Raw genomic sequence first — 16,079 nt, 5'->3', positions numbered from 1 at the left:
CCCCCTCTTCACCCGACGAGGCGGGGAATGGCCGGACGGCCGAATCGGTGCGGTGATTTTGCGGCCAGGGAGCGGATATGAGACCCCTGCTCTTTCCGGGATCCGGCGTTACGGCGCCCCTGTGGGCGGGCAGCGGGCCGCACCTCGCGGGTGATCTCACAGCAACGACCGGCGACAAGAGCCGTAGCAGGTCGGCGGCCACGGAACCGGGCCACGGGGCGGAGCCCGCCGCCCGCGCAGCGTCCCGGCGGCGGACCTCCCGAAGACGGCGAACTCAAGGACGCCGACCAGGGCCGCACAACGATCCGCGCTCAGTCCAGACCGTCGCCGAACCAGTCAAAACACAGCACCAAGGCGTCATCCAGCGTCTCCGCCGCACGGTATTCGGCCACATCGCGCAGCAGCGCGCCCGGCACCAGGGCGGCCGGCAGCAGACGCGTGGCGTGCAGCCCCCGCGCGAGCGCCGCCTCGACGTACGTTCCGCCGCGTGGCGAGGGCGCTTCGTACACCCCGTCGCTCACGAACACCAGCCGGTCCCCCGGCTCGACCGCGAAACTCTCGGTCGCGTAGTGGGACTCCTCGAACATGCCCAGGGGCAGTTGCCTGTCCAGCTCGATGCGCTCGACGGTCCTGCCCCGCAGCCGCCACATCTGCGGCGACCCCGCGTCGATGACCTCCATCCGCCCCGTCGCGAGTTCCACCCGCACGAGCAGCGTCGAGACGTGGGACGCGCCCTGGTAGTGGTCGTACACCGCCTGGTCGGCCAATGCCGCCTGGTCGGCGAGGCCGACGCCGGCTCGCCGGGCGTTGCGCAGCGCGCTGACGGCGAGGTGGGTGAGGAGCGAGGCGTCGATGCCCTGCCCCATGCCGTTGGTGACGGCGAGGGTCAGTTCGTCGCCGTCCGAGGCCCAGTCGAAATTGTCGCCGTGCACGGCGTAGGCGGGCTCCAGCTGGGCACCGAGGGCGTACTGCGCGGCGGTGCACGCCCGGGCAGGCAGCAGCTGCCACTGCATCTCCGCCGCCAGGGTGAGGCGACTGATACGGCGTACCCGCTGATAGACGTCGGTGTCCCGCTCGGCGACAAGGATCTCGTGCCCCAGCTGGTCAACGACCTGCCTCAGCTCATCCAGGACCGCGGGGGTGGAACGGTCCCCGGGAAGCCGGACCGTCAGAATGCCGATCCGGTCGCCCCGCACCGTCACCGGGAGATGGTGGTCGACGGCGTCACCGTGCGGCACCTGCTGCGCGCGGCGCTCCTGGCTCCCCAGCGCACGCCCTTCCGGACTGCTGGAGATGCGCAGCGGTCCGTCCTCGTCCCCCGAGGAGTCGCACGGGCTGAGAACGGTGCCGCCGTAGTCCGTCAGATACAGGCGCACCGAAGTGGCCCCGTAGGCCGTGGCGAGGTGGTCACGCACGGTGTCGAGCAGGGCGTGTGGGGCCGATGCACGCAGCGCCCGGCCCACATCGATGCCTTCCGTCATGCCTTCGCTGACCCCCTTCGTGCCGCGCCAAGGGCAGGGTCGGTCTGACAACAGGACGCACAGGGTGACAGAGTGTTCGTGTGTCCCGTTTCACCAGTCGGTCCCCTTCCCGCGAGCAGGCGAGCGCGGCGGCCCTTGCCGCCTCCGAGCTGCTCGAGGTTCTGTGGGGACGTGGACAGGAAGCGGCGCGCTCGGCGGAGGTCTCCCCTTCCCAGCTCCGCGCACTCCTCGTGCTCGAAAAGCGGGAAGGCACGAATCTGCGCACCCTCGCCGAAGCGCTCGCCTCGCGGCCGCCGGCGGTCAGCAGACTCTGCGACCGCCTGGAGGCGATGGGCCTGGCTGAACGGAGCCCCAGCGCGACGAGCCGACGCGAGGTCGAACTGAGGCTGAGCTTGCGCGGCAGAGTGCTGCTGGAGGAGTACCGCGCGGCACGGAGCCGGGACGTCACGGCCACCCTGGAGCAGATGAAACCCGCCGATGTCGCCAAGCTCGCGGCCGGCTTGGAGGCCTTTCACGCGGCGTTCGCCCGGCGCGCGGCCAACGAGGGCGGCCCTTCCGTCCGGGACGACAGCGTCGCGGACAGTGCCTAGCCTCACCTGAACTCCGCCTCTCGAGCCGACATCCCACCGGAAACGCTCTGCGCGGACGGAACAAACGGATCTTCGCCGCACGAGGGACGCTATCAAACCGGCCTTTCGCCACCGGCCGTTCGGACGAACGCAGCTGGGGTGGTGGACCTGTCACGGCTCGGTGGCCCCCGCGGGGTCCGTCCTGGCGGTGGCCAACCCGGGCGACGAGCCGGCGCGGATGGGTGGCACCACCCGCGCCGGCCTCGGCGCCAAGCCGGCCGACGGCAGCATCCTGACGCCGCCGTGGGCCACTTGAAGCGGGGAGGATGAAGGGCCCCGGCAGTCGCCCGATGACTTGCTCAGGGCCCTACATCACGCGCTTGAACCAGGTGATCGGGCTGGTGGTGTCGCGGGCCTGGACGTAGACGCGGGCCGGCACGGCCACCATCCTCTGCTCGGTGTCGTTGTTCTGCCGATAGACGATGTAGCCGGTGTAGTACGCCCCGTTCCCCCGGGGTTCCAGCCAGCCCTTCTTCTTGCCGTCGGGCACATTGATCTCGACGTCGGTTTCCAGGGTGCTCTGGAGCTTCTTGGTGGATGTGGCCGCGTAGCTGTAGGCGAAACTTGCCTCTACCGGAATCTCACTCTTTCCGTCGCCGATCTTTGGCGTGATCTTTCCCCCTATTGACCAGCCCTCCGTCTCGCTCTTTTCGTCAGCCACCGAGCTGGAGATCTTGTAGGTCAGTTTCCCGCCGCCGGCCAGACCGTCGCCGGCCGACCCCCTGACCGGATATTTCTCGGTGAGCTTGCCGACGAACGCACACGGTGGCTTCTGCCCCACACGCGCCGAGTCGTGGTTCTGCCGATTGCAGAGCTGATCGAGGTTTTCCTGGGTCCACTCGTCCTTGTAGGCGCCCTTGCCGGTGAAGACGGATGCCGTGTGGTTGGCCGACTCCTTGAGCCCCGAGACGGGCTCGTAGAGCCGCTTGGCGCTCTCGCGGGCAGGTTCCTTGGTGTTGGGGTCCTCGGCGAATGTCTTGGCCGCGGCCTGGGCGTCCTTGATGGCCTGATCAGGGTCGTAGTTGACCTGCCCGCCCTGCACGTCCGAGAGGTTGACCTGCTTGTCGTCGAGCCCGGTGGGCAGGCCCATCACGCTTTCGGAGTCCTTGACCGGGGTCCACTTGGCCAGGTCCGCCATGACCTGGTCATCCGTTTCATAGATGCCGTCGGGCACTGCGGGCTTTTCGTCCGCGAAGGCCGGCGACTGCGAACCGAGTACGGACGCCCCAGCGAGAAATGCGGTCGTGGCAGCGATTGCCATTCTTCTGCTTCTGCGCTGACGCCGGGCGGCAGCGGAGGTGGGTATGGACATGCGACTCTCTCTTTCACCTGGAACGGAACCCCCTTGGTCGCGCACATGCGCAGGACGGAAGTGCGACGGAGAAGGAGGAAGAAAAGACGGCGCTGCGTTACGCCTGGAGCTTTCGCCATGGGCACGAACTTCGAGCGTGTGAAATCCTGGTGCCGTGGCCGGCTTCAGAGCCCTGTAGGTCTCTGTCGAGTAAAGAGACGGAAGTCCTTTACGCCCGGTTGCGTTGAACTGACCGGTAGCTTCCGGAAATTACCGGCACACGTTGCGGACACCCAATCAATGCCGATGAGCTCGGGAGTCACTGCGCCTTCGTCGCGGACTGAACCGCGCGTCAGACGGTCAGCCGCGTCCGGGGTGCCGCCGCGGTCATGGGGGTGTGGCGGATGTACCACTCGGTACCGAAGAGCCGCTCCCGTGCATCCGGCGGCAGGCCGGCGATCAGCCCCGGCAGGGCGCCCCGCGCCACCTCGGAGCGATGGGCCAGTACGGCGGCGATCTTCTGCTCGATCCACGGGCTGACGTCGACGGTTGCGGTGACCTGTTCGTCCGGAACGCTGTACACCGCCTTGCGCGCACCGATCACCGCTCTCAGCGCCGGCACGGCCGAGTGCGGGTGGGTGGCCAAGTAGAGGGCATGTGGCTGCCAGGGGGCACCGGCATCGGGATAGAGCTGAGCGAGTCCGGCCGCCTGGACAGCCAGCATGGTCACCCGGTGGGTGTGGACGTGGTCCGGATGGCCGGGCAGCCCGCCGTAGGCGTCATGAGTGACCATGATGTCCGGGCGGAATTCCCGGATCCCTTCGGTGCCGGCCACGACGGATGCCGGCTCACCTCCTGGTCCGGGCATCGAGCGTACAGCCGGCCTCGCCGCGATTGTCGTGGCGAGGCCGGCAGGCCGGTCGGACCTCGGTGCGTGGCCCGGGGGCGGTCCACGCCGAACGGTCTGCCACGATGACGCCGTGCTGTCCGAACTCGCCGCGCCGGAGCCCGTCACCGTCGAGCCGCCGCACGCCCTCGCGCCGGTCCTGCTCACCCAGAGCTGGCTCGATCTGGCGTTCCTCCACTGGGCCGTTGATCCTGCGGAGGTGGCTCCTCTACTGCCGGCCGGGACGGTCCCGGACACCTTCGACGGAGCCACCTACGTCGGACTGGTGGCGTTCCGGATGCATCGGGTCGGATGGTTCAGGCTTCCGGGCATCCCCTACCTCGGCACGTTTCCGGAGACGAATGTCCGTCTTTACTCGGTGGACGGCAGCGGACGACGCGGGGTGGTCTTCCGGTCCCTGGACGCCTCCCGGCTGATACCGGTGGCCTTCGCGCGAGCCGTGGTCCGGCTGCCGTATTTGTGGTCCCGGATGTCCGTCCGGCACGACGGAGACACCGTCAGCTACGCCAGCTCCCGGCGCTGGCCCGGTCCGCGCGGGGCACACTGCCGGATCACCCTGCGCAAGGGTGCTCCCGTGACAGCGCCCACCGCACTCGAACACTTCCTGACCGCGCGCTGGGGCCTGCACCACACGTTTCACGGGCGGCCGTCGTATCTGCACAACGCCCATCCACGCTGGCCACTGCACCGGGCGGAACTACTGCACCTCGACGAGAACCTGATCGCGGCGGCGGGCCTGTCCACGCCGATGGGCCCGCCGCTCAGTGTGCTGTACTCCCCCGGTGTCCCGGTGATGTTCGGCCGCCCCACCCAGGGCGCCTGAGCCCACCCGATGCCGGGCGGGCCTGCCGTGCTGTCAGTGAGGCCTGCAACGATGATCGGCATGACCAGCACAAGCAGCCCTGCGGCTCAGGCCGCGGACATCGCGGAAGCCCTCTTCATCTCGGCTGGGGGTGTCGGCTCAGCGCCTGTCCCCGTTCTGGCCTACGCCGCCGGAGCGGATCATCTCGCCCGCCGCGAGGCGCTGCGTCCGGTGTACGAGGCGATCGTGGCGCGTATCGGTGCCCCTACCCTGCTCGGCGGTGCCGCCGGAGGGCCGAGCGTGCGCTGGTGCACCCCGGAGAAGATCCTGCTGCTGTCCGGCGACCACACGCGCGCCCAGCTTTCGGTGCACGACGCCGATGAGTTCGAGCGTGACGAGTGGTGGACTTTTGACCGGACTCAGCTCGGGTCGGCCGGGGAGCCGTCTGGCTTTGATGCACTGCCCTACACCTGGCAGCTCGACCGCAAAGGCCCTGGAGCCGCTCCGTCGTGGACGTACAACGGGGTGTTCGTCGCGGGCAGCTGGGACCATGCGACGACTGGTCTGGAGCTGATGCTTGCCGCGTGGGTGGAGCAGTATCCCGTCCAGGCCCCCGGGGACTGGATCGGCTTCACGCTGTGGACCGCCCGCGACTGGCGCCGGGACATGATCGTGTCGTACACGCCCGCCGACCACGGGCGCGAACTGGCCGTGTGCATCGACGACCGGCGCGTCGAACAGACCGAGGAGCGTCGAGTGCAGATGCACGAGCGCGGCTGGCAGACCCTGGATGAACACCAGTGGTGGCGTACGAAGTTGCCGGAGACCGATCCTGCCGCGCCCCGGCTGATCGCTGAGCTCACCATCGCCGAGTGCCGGGCCCGCAAGGCCACCGGTCCGAACGAGCTGCGGGCTCATGACATCAGCGCGGGGGACGACGGCGCTCTGTGGCTTACCGGGCTGGGCCTTCCGACGCATCCCTCCCGTGGCGAGCACTATTGAATCGATCGCCCCCGCGTGCCGGTGGCGGGCGTGCGGCGATGCCGGGGCGCAGCCGTGCGCGGGGATCCGCGACGGGACCGTGCACTGGACAGCACGGATCGTCAATTACAGGTTGACGATCCTCGATCGTCAACTTAAGGTTGACGCATGAGCCCACTCGACATCAGCCTCGCCGACCTGATCGCCCGGCTCGACGAGGAACTCCCCGGCGCCAGCGAACTGGCCCGCATCAGCGAGGCGCGACTGCGCGCCCAGACCCTGTCCGACCTCGGTGACCAGCTCATCGACCACTACGTCAGCAAGGCCAAGCAAACCGGCGCGTCGTGGACCGAGATCGGCGACGCCATCGGGGTGTCCAAGCAGGCCGCCCAGCAACGCCACGCACCCGGTCCTTTCGAGGGGTACACCCACCTGAACCGGCACAGCATCGTGCTGGCGCAGGAGGCCGCCCGCACGCACAAGCACGACTTCATCGGCACCGAACACCTCCTGCTCGGCCTGCTCGGCGAACCGCGGGGCCTGGCATACGAGGTGCTGATGGCGAAAACCGCGTCGGAGCAGCGCATCCGCGACGCGATCGAGGAAGCGCTGCCGCCGGCCGGGGAGAAGGCGCTGCGGGGTCACATCGCGTTCCGGCCGGAGAGCAAGGAGGCCATCGAGCAGGCACGCCGCGCGGCGGCCGACCTCGGCCACGACTGGGTCGGCACGGAACACACCCTGCTGGGCCTGATCCGCGCCGAGGAGAGCCCGGCCGCGCAGATCCTGCGCAACCTCGGCTTCACGTCAGACGAGCTGCGCGAGACGGTCAAGACCGAGATCACCAAACGGTCCGCCCCGCGCGATAAGCAGTAACGAACGGCCAGTCACCGCGGAGGACCGGGCCGGCACAGCCGTCCCGGTCCACACGGGACGGTGCGCTCGGGCCGCCGGCCCCCACCCGATCTCGCCAAAAACCTTGTAGTGCAAGGTAGGTGAGAGTCCACCGTGCACGACGACACATGCGGGCAGCACCTAACCGATATCGGGCTCGGACCGTACCTCGATCCGGTCCCCGGTCCGCTCCATCTCCAGAACGACGAGCTCGTTCCGCCCCCGCCGCCACAGATGGCTCGGCGCGTACAGGGTGACCTGCGGCCCGAGGGACCAGTACCGGCCGAGCGCGAACCCGTTGAGCCACACCATGCCCTTGTCCCAGCCCGGGAAGGCGAGGAAGCCGTCAGCGGGGGTGTCGACATGGATCCGGGCCCGATGGAACGCGGGGCCGGCCGGCGCGTCTCCACTGCCGAACTTCACAGCCGAGAGGTCGTCGAGAGGCAGCCGTCGAATCTCCCAGTCGCTCAGTTCGTCCTCGCCGAGGAGGACCTTGCCGCTGATTCCCTTCGGGTCATTCAGCCCCTCCCCGAAGTTGATCCGCCCGGTGGGATCGACCAGGAGGTCGAGAGTGCCGGACGCGCCGACCACGGTGAAGTCGACGGTGTGGTCCGGCTGGTTACGGTCAAAGGTGCCGATCCGCTTACCGTCACCGAACACCAGCGCACGGTCGCCCAGGCCCGTGAGCCTCAGCCCCTTGGTCCCCTGCGGCCCCCGCACCCGAGTGCGGTAGTGGATCAGTCCGTACGACTGCCCGACCCCCTCCATATGAGCGGGAGCGGTACGCCGTACCGGAGTGCTCAGCGCGTCAAGGGTGTCCATCAATGGCACCGACTCGCGCACCGCGACCCGCTGGGCCGGCATACGGCGCGGCGTGGCCGGCAGGGGCGTGCTGGGCAGGGTGGTGTACTTGGCCAGCACCTCACGCACCTTGTGGAATTTCTCGGTGAGTTCGCCGGATTCGCTGATCGGGGAGTCGTAGTCGTAGCTGGTGACGGTGGGCTGATAGTGGCTGCCGGTCAGGTTGGCACCCGCGTACCAGCCGAAGTTCGTCCCGCCCACCGCCATATAGAAGTTGATCGACCCTCCCGCTTCGAGGAGTTTCGCCACGTCGGCAGCGGTCTGGGCCGGATCCGTGGTGTGGTGCGGTTCTCCCCAGTGGTCGAACCAGCCATCCCAGAACTCCGTACAGAACAGGGGCTTGTCCGGCTGGAATCTGCGCAGCTCGGCAAAGGGTCCGGTCGGGTCCCCGGCGAAGTTGACGGTGGACAGGAGGTCGGGGAGGCTGCCGTTCTTGAGCATTTCCTGGCTGGCCCCGTTGGAGCAGAACAGCAGGCTGTCCACGCCCTGCGCCCGCATGGTGTCCCGCAGATGTTCCAGGTGCGCATGGTCGTCGCCGTAACTGCCGTACTCGTTCTCGACCTGCATGGCGATGATGGGCCCGCCACGCGTGGCCTGCAGATCGGTGAACCGGGGCAGCAGTTCCGCGAACCAGGCGTCCACCGCCCGTTCGTAGGCGGGGTCGGAGCGGCGCAGCGGCGCGTCCTTGTCCTTGAGGAGCCAGGCCGGCAGGCCACCGAAGTCCCATTCCGCGCAGATATATGGCCCCGGTCGCACGATCACCTTGAGCCCGACCTCGTCCGCGACCCGTACGAAGGACACGACATCGCGCCATCCGGTGAAGTCGGCCTTCCCCTCGTGCGGTTGGTGGAAGTTCCAGGCCACGTAGGTCTCCACCGTGTTGAGGCCCATGGCCCGCATCCGTAGCAACCGGTCGCGCCAGTCCTTGGGATGCGTCCGGAAGTAGTGGAAGGCCCCCGAGAGGATCCGGAACGGCTCACCGTCCAGCAGAAATTCGTTCCCGCGCACGGTCAGCCCCCGCGGACTGTCGGCCTGCGCCAGGGTCGTACGGCCACCGCCCAGGGACACGCCCATGGACGCGGCCCCCACCGCGGCCGCAGTCACAAATCTCCGCCGGCTGAACTGCGTCATCTCTGCTCTCCTCGACTCGACCGACCGTCATTCAAGGTGTGAACATGTTCAGTGGTGCGCGATTCTGTGCCCTGAGAGTGTCATGTAGAACAGAATCGAGCACAAGGGTTCGTGACTGGGTACGCCGGTATGGCCGGGAGGGGCATGGCCCCCTCGTACCTTCACCACCCGGCCCTCGCCCCGGGTTTGCCGATGCCGGCCGGGACGGCGCCCCAAGCCGGCATGGCCGTGGCGGTCCTCCTCACGCCATCGACCTCACCGGCTGAGCACCAGCTGAGAGGAGCGTCACAGGGCAACGGGTCATTGCCTACCGACAGTTCGAGGAGACTTCCTGAATGCTCGAAACGTTGTGGACCGTCATCGTGCTCGCTTTGGTGCTGACGGGAGGCGCCTTGGTGCTGACGGGACTCGTCTGGATGCTCATTATTTTGCGGAGGATGGACCCCGAGGACCGATGGCGGGAACCAGCCCCCGTGCGCTCCCGGGTACGAGCCCTCGCGGACCGGACGTTCCACTTGGTGTCATGGGTGCATGCCCACACGGTGCGCCCGGCAGCGCGCTGGTATGTGCGGTGGGGTGCCCGGGTGACCACGCGTCATCTGCGATGGGCCCGGCGTGGGTTCGGTCAGGACGCGGAGCGGCTGTTCCCTCGTTCCCATGCGGTGCGCAGTGCGGTGTTCGACTGGTACTGCACCATGCCGCTGGCGGGCATCGCATACGTCATCAAGGCATGCGTACTTCTCCTGGCAACGGTCAACATAGGCGTCATCGTGACCAAACTGGTGACGGGCGTGTCTCACCTGTGGGAGAAGAGCAAGCAGGCGAACGCGCCGTGGTGGGCCCCTGGAGGCTCACCTTCAGACCATGTCGTCGAGGGCGGTGGAGGCGACCGGTCGGACCCGCTCCTCGCGCTGATGGCGGCACTGCGCAGGCTGGGCGCGGTGATCGCGGAGAAGGCGGGCGCCTATCTCTCAGCACTCACCGATCCAGTGGGCAGGCCCATCGAGGCGCTCATTGCGGCCGCTTCGCTCGTTCTGGTCGCGATGATGCTGTTGGCGTCGCGCGTCGCCTGGCTCGCGCTCCGGCAGGTAGCGAGACCCTCCTACCAGGATCACGGCCCGCATTACGCCGAGCCCCGCACCCGGTTCACGTGGGCCCGGAGGCTGCTGAGTCTGCGGGTGGGACCGAACAGGGAGAACCGGCCGGTAGTGGTGTTGGTGAACTGTCTGGCCAGGGTGGGAGCCGCGCAGTCGCGTCACCGCTGGTCACTCCGCATCCGTAGCCCGCTGATGGCACCACGGGTACATCTGGCGGACGCGGAACGGGTGGTGTGGTCGGCGTGGCGGACCCGGCACACGACGATCCGCGGTGTGCTGCGGGCCCAGCACAAAGAGCACGCGGCAGAGGTGGTGGGGGCTTTGCGCATGATGGAGACCCGGCAGGACACAGACGCCGATAGAGGGCGCGTATTCGAGGACATGGCGCGGATGCTGGCGAAGATCGCCGAGCGTTATGCGCAGGGCCGCACCCTTGCGCTGTTGGACCCCGACGACCTCGCCGGCGCCTCCCGGGCGGTCAATCGCGAATGGGTACGCATGGTCATCCTCGGCGTTGTCGTCATCGGGTCGGCGGTGGGAGCCTCCGCACTTGGCGTGTCGGATGCCGCGATCGCCCAGGTCGTGGGCATCGTCAGCCTCGTCATGGTCGGTCTGCTGTACGGCGCCCGGCTCACGCCGACGGACCTCCTCGACGTGGTCCGTGGGCAGAGCCGTAAGTGAGCGGGGGGCCGGGCTACGGGTCAGGTCCAAGGCGCGACCCACGCCAGTGGCGCCACCGGAGCCACCTCGGCGAGGCCCACTCCGGCGTCGACGACCTGGCGAACACCCCTAATAAACCGGCAGCGCCAGCAGTGTCGCGCGGTTGAGGACGAAGAGGCGGTTGGCGGCGGCGGCGAGGGAGCGGGCCTGGCCGCCGGTGAGGGCGTACGTCTGGGGCCGTCCCTCGCCGGCACGGGGCAGGCCGCTCACGCCGGTGTCGCCGGTCTCCACGATCCAGACGCTGTTGCCCTGGACTACCGGTGGCCGCCAGGGCGGGGCGACGCCGGCGACCATCATCGGGTCGGCGGCCTGGCTGCCGTCGGCGTGCAGGGAACGCAGTGCCTCGCAGTCCAGCGCATGGATCACGCCGCCGGCCACGGTGGGCGGGCCCCACCCGCCGGTGCCCCGTCTGGGCGGTCGCAACGGGTTCTGGGCCCACAGCTCGCGGCCGTCGGTGGCCTTCACCGCTGCCAGGCTGTTGCCGCCGAGGTAGACGGTTCCGCCGTCGATGGCGGGCCGCAGCGGTCCTGCGGCCTGGCCCTTGCGGACCCATGCGCGGGAACCGTCGCCGGCACGGACCGCGGCCACGTCCCCCGTCTCCGTGCAGAGCACCAGGTGGCCGGCGCCGAGGGCCGCGGCGGGGTGGCCGCCCGACAGCGTCAGCGGTGGCCGCCGGGTCCAGCGCACCTTCCCGTCGGTCCCCACACAGCGCAGCCGGCCGTCGGAAGTCAGCAGATAGACCGCGTCGGCGTCCGCGGCCAGCAGGGCACCGACCTCCGCGTCCACCGTCCACCGGGGGGATCCGGTGGCGGCCACCCAGGTGCGCAGCGTCCCCTCGCTGTCGGCGGTGGCCACCAGCCGGTCGCCGATCGACAGGTAGCCGGCGTCCGCTTTCGCCTCGTCGACCCGCCACCGCTCCCGGCCGTCGGTGACCCGGCGGGCCGCGATGCCGCCGCCGGAGGCCGCGAACACCACCACGTCGCGCACCGGCAGCGGCGCCGGTGACGCGGCGTCGGCCACGTCCTGGACCGGGCCCCACAGCGGTTCCGGGGAGCCTTCGGCGGAGCCGAGCGGTGCCGCCCGCACCTTTGCGGCCGGCGGGATGTCGAAGGGGTCGGACGGCGCGTCGCCCCGGCTGAGCCACCAGGCGGTGCCGCCGCCGGCCGCGGCCAGGAGCGCCCCACCGCCGGCCGCCACCAGCAGCCGCCGTCGGGAGAGGCCGGGTGCCCCGCCGGCCGCGCCGTCGGGAGCGGTCGAGGGGCCGGCCGGGCGGGCCGTCAGGCGGCGGGCGGTCGCTTCCCGTTGCCGGATCTCCTGCCCCAAGGGGCCGGACTTCCATAGCCGTTCGGACTGCCGCGGGGCCGCTGCGGCGTCGGCGACCTGGGTGGGCAGCGGACGAGCCGCCGGGTCCTTGGCGAAGCATGGCGTGACGAGGTACCGCAGGGCCTCCGGAACGGCCGACAGGTCGGGGCTGCCGTGCACGACCTCGTACAGGACGGCCGTGACCTCGGCGCCGGTGTACGCCGGCCGGCCGCCCGCGGCGAAGGCGAGGACCGCGCCGAGGGAGAAGACATCGGCGGCCGGTCCGACGCGCTGCCCGAGGACCTGTTCCGGTGCGCCGTAGCCCGGTGTGACCGGGATCTGTCCGGTACGGGTGAGGGTCAGGCCGTGCTCGGGGCGGGCGATGCCGAAGTCGATCAGGCGGGGGCCGCGCGAGGTGAGGACGACGTTGGGCGGCTTCACATCGCGGTGGACCAGCCCCGTGGCGTGCACATCCTGGAGCGTGCGGGCCAGTGACCGCGCCAGCTCCCGTACGGCGGCGTCGTCGAGCGGCCCGAAGCGCGCGACGGCGTCGTCCAGCGTCGGGCCGGCCAGGAACTCCGTGGCGATCCACGGCCTGCCGCCCTCCAGTTCGGCGGCCAGGACGCGCGCCACGCCCTCGCTGGTGACCGCCTGCGCGGTCCGCGCCTCCCGGAGGAAACGCTCGGCCAGGTGCCCGTCATGAGCGAGTTCCGGCAGCAGGACCTTCACCGCGGCGGGGCTTCCGGAGGCGTCCGCGCCGAAGTACACCTTGCCCATGCCGCCCTCTCCGAGGACGCCGTGGAGGCGGTAGGGGCCCAGGCGCAGCGGATCTCCCTGGCCGAGGGGTTTCACAGTGGGTCGTCTCCTGGATCGTGGAAGGGGGCGGGGCAGAGACCGGGCCGGGCCTGCCGTCAGGCGAGCGGGAGGGCGATGCTCCGCTTCTCCTGACGGACGTAGAGCCGGCCGCCCTCGGGGTCCGTGGTCAGGACCATCGGCTCGGACTCGTACGTCCAGACGGCCTGACGGGCGCGCAGATCGATGGCGCGCAGGCCCCTGTCGTCGGCGCAGTAGGCGTACCGCTTGCCGACCGCCGGGGCCACGTCCCGCTTGTTCTTCCTGCCGGACAGCCCCTTCTCCTGCCAGTTGAGCGTGCCGGAGGTGGCGTCGACGGCGATCAGCCCGCGGTCCGCCTCGGTGCAGTAGACGACTCCGTCGTGGACGATGGGCGCGCCGTAGCGCCGCTCCTCGCCCGCGCTGTCACCGACATCGCGCCCGGTCCCGAACAGCCACGCCAGCTCGCCGTCGGACAGCCGGCGGGCGGTGAGATGCTCGGCGCCCATGTAGAGGTTCCGGTCGTCGAGGACCAACCGGGACGGCGCGGTGCCCGCGAACGTCTCGGAGAGCCTCCACAGTTCGCGGCCGTGGCGCTTGTCGTGCACGGAGAGGCGGATGAAATTCGAGGCGAACCTCGGGCTCCCGCACAGGACCACCCGGGAGCCGGCCACGGCGCCGCACAGCGCGGGCGGAGTGCCCTCGGCCCGCGGCGCTTCCACCGGGCTGCGCCAGCGCTCCTTGCCCGATTTCAGGTCGGCCGCGACCAGATACCAGCGTGCGCCGGAAGCGAGCCGGGCCACCAGGTAGGCGGTTCCGTCGGCCACGCACAGCAGCTGGTTGTACTGCTCCTTGCCGGTGAACGCGGAGAGTTGCACCAGCGGCTTGCCCAGTTGGCCGTCGCTCTGCGCGACCTCGCACACCGCCAGCGCCGCGCCCGCCTCCTTGTACCCCCGCAGGGCGTAGACACGGCTGCCTTCGGTGGCCGAGCGCCAGGGCTCGGCGACGTTCGCCTGCCAGGTCGACGCGCCCGACTCGGCGTTGATGCCGCACAGCACGATCCCCGCACGCATGGCCAGGTTGCGGCCCACCCGCATCACCTCGCCCCCGGAGTCCGGGCAGCGCAGACCGGCGCTCCACAGCGGGGCCGGCGGCTTCGGCCGGTCGACGGCGTCCTTCTTCGTGACGCCGTCCCCGCCCTCGCCGGAGCCCGCGAGCAGGGCCCAGCCCCCGCCACCGAGGAGGCCGCCGCCCAGGAGGGCGCCCCCGGCCACGGACAGCAGCCGCCGCCGCGAGAGGCCCGGTACGGGGGCGGCCGCGGCCGGCGGTGCTTCGGCGGGCACCGGTGGCGGCAAGCGGTGCGGCGGCTCACGCCACACCTCGTCGCTGCGCCGGGCGATCTCCCGCAGCACCGCGTCCGGCAGCAGCTCCGCGAAGCCGCCGCGGTCGGCCGGGACGGCCCCGCTGCCACCCAGCGCGGTACGCAGCTCGGTGGTGGACGGGCGGTGCGCGGGGTCCTTGGCCAGGCAGCGCACGAGCAGAGGGCGCAGCGGCTCGGGCACCCCGCCGAGGTCCGGCTCACCGAACCGGACGCGGTACAGCAGGTCGGTCGGGGCCCCGCCGCCGAACGGGCCGCGGCCGGTGGCGGCGAAGACCAGCACCCCGGCCAGGGCGAACACATCGCCCGCCACCGCGTGTTCCTGGCCCGCCGCCTGCTCGGGCGACATGAACGCCGGCGTCCCCACGGCACTGCCCACGCTCGTCAGGTGCTCGTCGCCGAAGGCCCGGGCGATACCGAAGTCGATGATCCGCGGGCCCTGCGCGGTCACCAGGACGTTGGACGGCTTCAGGTCGCGGTGGACCACCTCCGACCGGTGAAGCTGCTCCAGCCCGGCGGCGAGGGATGCGCCGAGGGCACGTACGGCCGCCTCCGGCAGCGGCCCGCCCGCTTCGACGGCCGTGTCCAGCGGCGGTCCGAGGACGTACTCCGTCGCCAGCCACGGTGTCGGGGCCTCGGGGTCGGCGTCGACGACCACCGCACCGTGCGCGGAGCCGATGACGCGTGCCGCGTCCGCCTCCAGCCGGAAGCGGGTCCGCAGTGTGGTGTCCGCGGCGAGACGGGTGTGCAGCGTCTTCACCGCGACCGTGTGCCCGCCCGCCGAACGGGCCAGGTAGACGGTGCCCATACCGCCTCCGCCGAGGCGGGCGAGGATCCGGAACGGCCCGGCGGTGTGCGGGTCGTCGTGCAGAAGTGGGGAGATCATGGCCTCAGCGCCCTTGGGTGGGGAGTGCGGCGGCCAGGACCTCCGCCGACTGACGGGACAATGCCTCGACGACGCGGCCGGGAAGCGACACCGGCTCCGTGGCGCCGGCCAGCGCGCCGTAGGCCGCGCCCGGCAGCAACTCCGCCAATACTCTTGCCGGTTCGGGCCGGTCCTCCGGGGCACGCGAGCGGCACGCCGTGACGATGTCCCGCAGTCCGGCCGGGATCTCCTGCCGTTCGGGCACGGTGTGCCCGGTCGCCGCGTACGCCAGCACGGCGCCCAGGGCGTAGACGTCCGCGGCACGGTCCGGCGCACCGCCCGCCGCGGTTTCGGGAGCGAGGCAGCCGGTCTCCAGCCCGGTCGCCTGCGCGGGGGAAGCCGCTGCCACCGGGTTCGCACGGGTCGCACCGAAGCAGCCCAGCAGCGGCCCGCAGGCGGTCAGCAACACGCCCGCCGGGCAGACACCACCGTGCACGATGCCCAGGACATGGGCCGAGGCCAGGGCTTCGGCGAGCGTGCCGCCGAGCGTACGGACCAACGGTTCGGGCAGCGGGCCGCCGTACGCGGCCAGGGCGGCGGGCAGCGGCAGCACGGGCCGGTAGGGCGAGGCGTACCAGGGGAAGGCCGGCGTCCCCCCGATCTGCGCAACCGGCCAGAACCCCGGTTGGGTCAGCCGGGCCGCCTGCTGCACCTCGCCCGCCCACCGCGCCGGGTCACCGCCGGGCGGCGGCAGGCACGCCAGAACGGTGTGTCCGCCGTCGACACTGCGGGCCAGATAACGGCGCTCGGGAACGCCTCGACTGCCCTCGGCGTCAAGACGCGCCAACGCCACAAGATCCCCGATCCGCGCAGGATCGTCCTGCCGCAGCCTCTCCACTCGGCTTCTCCCCC

General features: G+C 70.7%; 13 protein-coding genes. 6 read left to right on the top strand and 7 right to left on the bottom strand.

Translation table 11 applies throughout. The features are described 5' to 3' along the window. Positions 1-311 precede the first annotated feature (311 nt). Positions 312-1,481 (bottom strand): PP2C family protein-serine/threonine phosphatase, encoded by a 1,170-nt coding sequence (locus tag TU31_RS11675; protein ID WP_042153060.1) that lies wholly within the window; start codon positions 1,479-1,481, stop codon positions 312-314. A gap of 80 nt (positions 1,482-1,561) precedes the next feature. Here TU31_RS11675 and TU31_RS11670 point away from each other — a divergent pair, with 80 nt between their 5' ends. Continuing rightward, entirely contained in the window at positions 1,562-2,071 is a 510-nt protein-coding gene (locus tag TU31_RS11670; RefSeq protein WP_042153057.1) for a MarR family winged helix-turn-helix transcriptional regulator, read from the top strand. Positions 2,072-2,231: 160 nt separating this feature from the next. Further along, the gene (locus TU31_RS40240) at positions 2,232-2,366 is read left to right on the top strand and encodes a hypothetical protein (RefSeq protein ID WP_275451777.1); all 135 of its coding nucleotides are present in this window, start codon (positions 2,232-2,234) and stop codon (positions 2,364-2,366) included. A 51-nt stretch (positions 2,367-2,417) separates the two neighbouring features. Here TU31_RS40240 and TU31_RS11660 read toward each other — a convergent pair whose 3' ends face one another. Together TU31_RS11660 and TU31_RS11655 are read right to left on the bottom strand one after the other, a co-directional pair. Continuing rightward, on the bottom strand, positions 2,418-3,371 hold the full coding sequence (locus TU31_RS11660; RefSeq protein WP_158894381.1) for a hypothetical protein: 954 nt from the start codon (positions 3,369-3,371) through the stop codon (positions 2,418-2,420). 382 nt (positions 3,372-3,753) lie between these two features. Next, positions 3,754-4,236 (bottom strand): PIG-L family deacetylase, encoded by a 483-nt coding sequence (locus TU31_RS11655; protein WP_370682720.1) that lies wholly within the window; start codon positions 4,234-4,236, stop codon positions 3,754-3,756. A 145-nt stretch (positions 4,237-4,381) separates the two neighbouring features. On the opposite strand from TU31_RS11655, the gene TU31_RS11650 reads away from it, so the two are divergent. From TU31_RS11650 to TU31_RS11640, 3 genes are all read left to right on the top strand, one after another. Beyond that, a complete protein-coding gene (locus TU31_RS11650; protein ID WP_042153052.1) occupies positions 4,382-5,131 on the top strand; it encodes a YqjF family protein in 750 nt (249 codons plus the stop codon). A gap of 51 nt (positions 5,132-5,182) precedes the next feature. Further along, complete coding sequence (locus tag TU31_RS11645) at positions 5,183-6,112, top strand: hypothetical protein (protein ID WP_052718899.1); 930 nt, start codon at positions 5,183-5,185, stop codon at positions 6,110-6,112. Positions 6,113-6,259: 147 nt separating this feature from the next. Further along, on the top strand, positions 6,260-6,964 hold the full coding sequence (locus tag TU31_RS11640; protein ID WP_052718898.1) for a Clp protease N-terminal domain-containing protein: 705 nt from the start codon (positions 6,260-6,262) through the stop codon (positions 6,962-6,964). A 159-nt stretch (positions 6,965-7,123) separates the two neighbouring features. On the opposite strand, the gene TU31_RS11635 is transcribed toward TU31_RS11640, so the two are convergent. After that, positions 7,124-8,974 (bottom strand): glycoside hydrolase family 35 protein, encoded by a 1,851-nt coding sequence (locus tag TU31_RS11635; protein ID WP_107070668.1) that lies wholly within the window; start codon positions 8,972-8,974, stop codon positions 7,124-7,126. A gap of 347 nt (positions 8,975-9,321) precedes the next feature. Here TU31_RS11635 and TU31_RS35875 point away from each other — a divergent pair, with 347 nt between their 5' ends. Continuing rightward, positions 9,322-10,752, top strand: a complete 1,431-nt coding sequence (locus TU31_RS35875) for a hypothetical protein (RefSeq protein WP_158894378.1) — start codon at positions 9,322-9,324, stop codon at positions 10,750-10,752. Positions 10,753-10,860: 108 nt separating this feature from the next. On the opposite strand, the gene TU31_RS11625 is transcribed toward TU31_RS35875, so the two are convergent. From TU31_RS11625 to TU31_RS11615, 3 genes are read right to left on the bottom strand one after another with little or no spacing between them, the layout of a single operon-like run. After that, a complete protein-coding gene (locus TU31_RS11625; RefSeq protein WP_042153049.1) occupies positions 10,861-12,945 on the bottom strand; it encodes a protein kinase domain-containing protein in 2,085 nt (694 codons plus the stop codon). Positions 12,946-13,004: 59 nt separating this feature from the next. Beyond that, positions 13,005-15,188 carry a protein kinase domain-containing protein gene (locus TU31_RS11620; protein ID WP_052718896.1) on the bottom strand — a complete coding sequence of 728 codons (2,184 nt, stop codon included), beginning with the start codon at positions 15,186-15,188 and terminating at the stop codon, positions 13,005-13,007. Positions 15,189-15,192: 4 nt separating this feature from the next. Further along, positions 15,193-16,020: a protein kinase family protein gene (locus TU31_RS11615; protein ID WP_078885755.1), complete on the bottom strand. Its 828-nt coding sequence runs from the start codon at positions 16,018-16,020 to the stop codon at positions 15,193-15,195. Positions 16,021-16,079: the final 59 nt, after the last annotated feature.

It is taken from the genome of Streptomyces lydicamycinicus (assembly GCF_000829715.2).
Lineage (GTDB): Bacteria > Actinomycetota > Actinomycetes > Streptomycetales > Streptomycetaceae > Streptomyces > Streptomyces lydicamycinicus.
The sequence above is the reverse complement of the archived record's forward strand: the minus strand, read 5'-3'. Positions and strand labels throughout refer to the sequence as shown.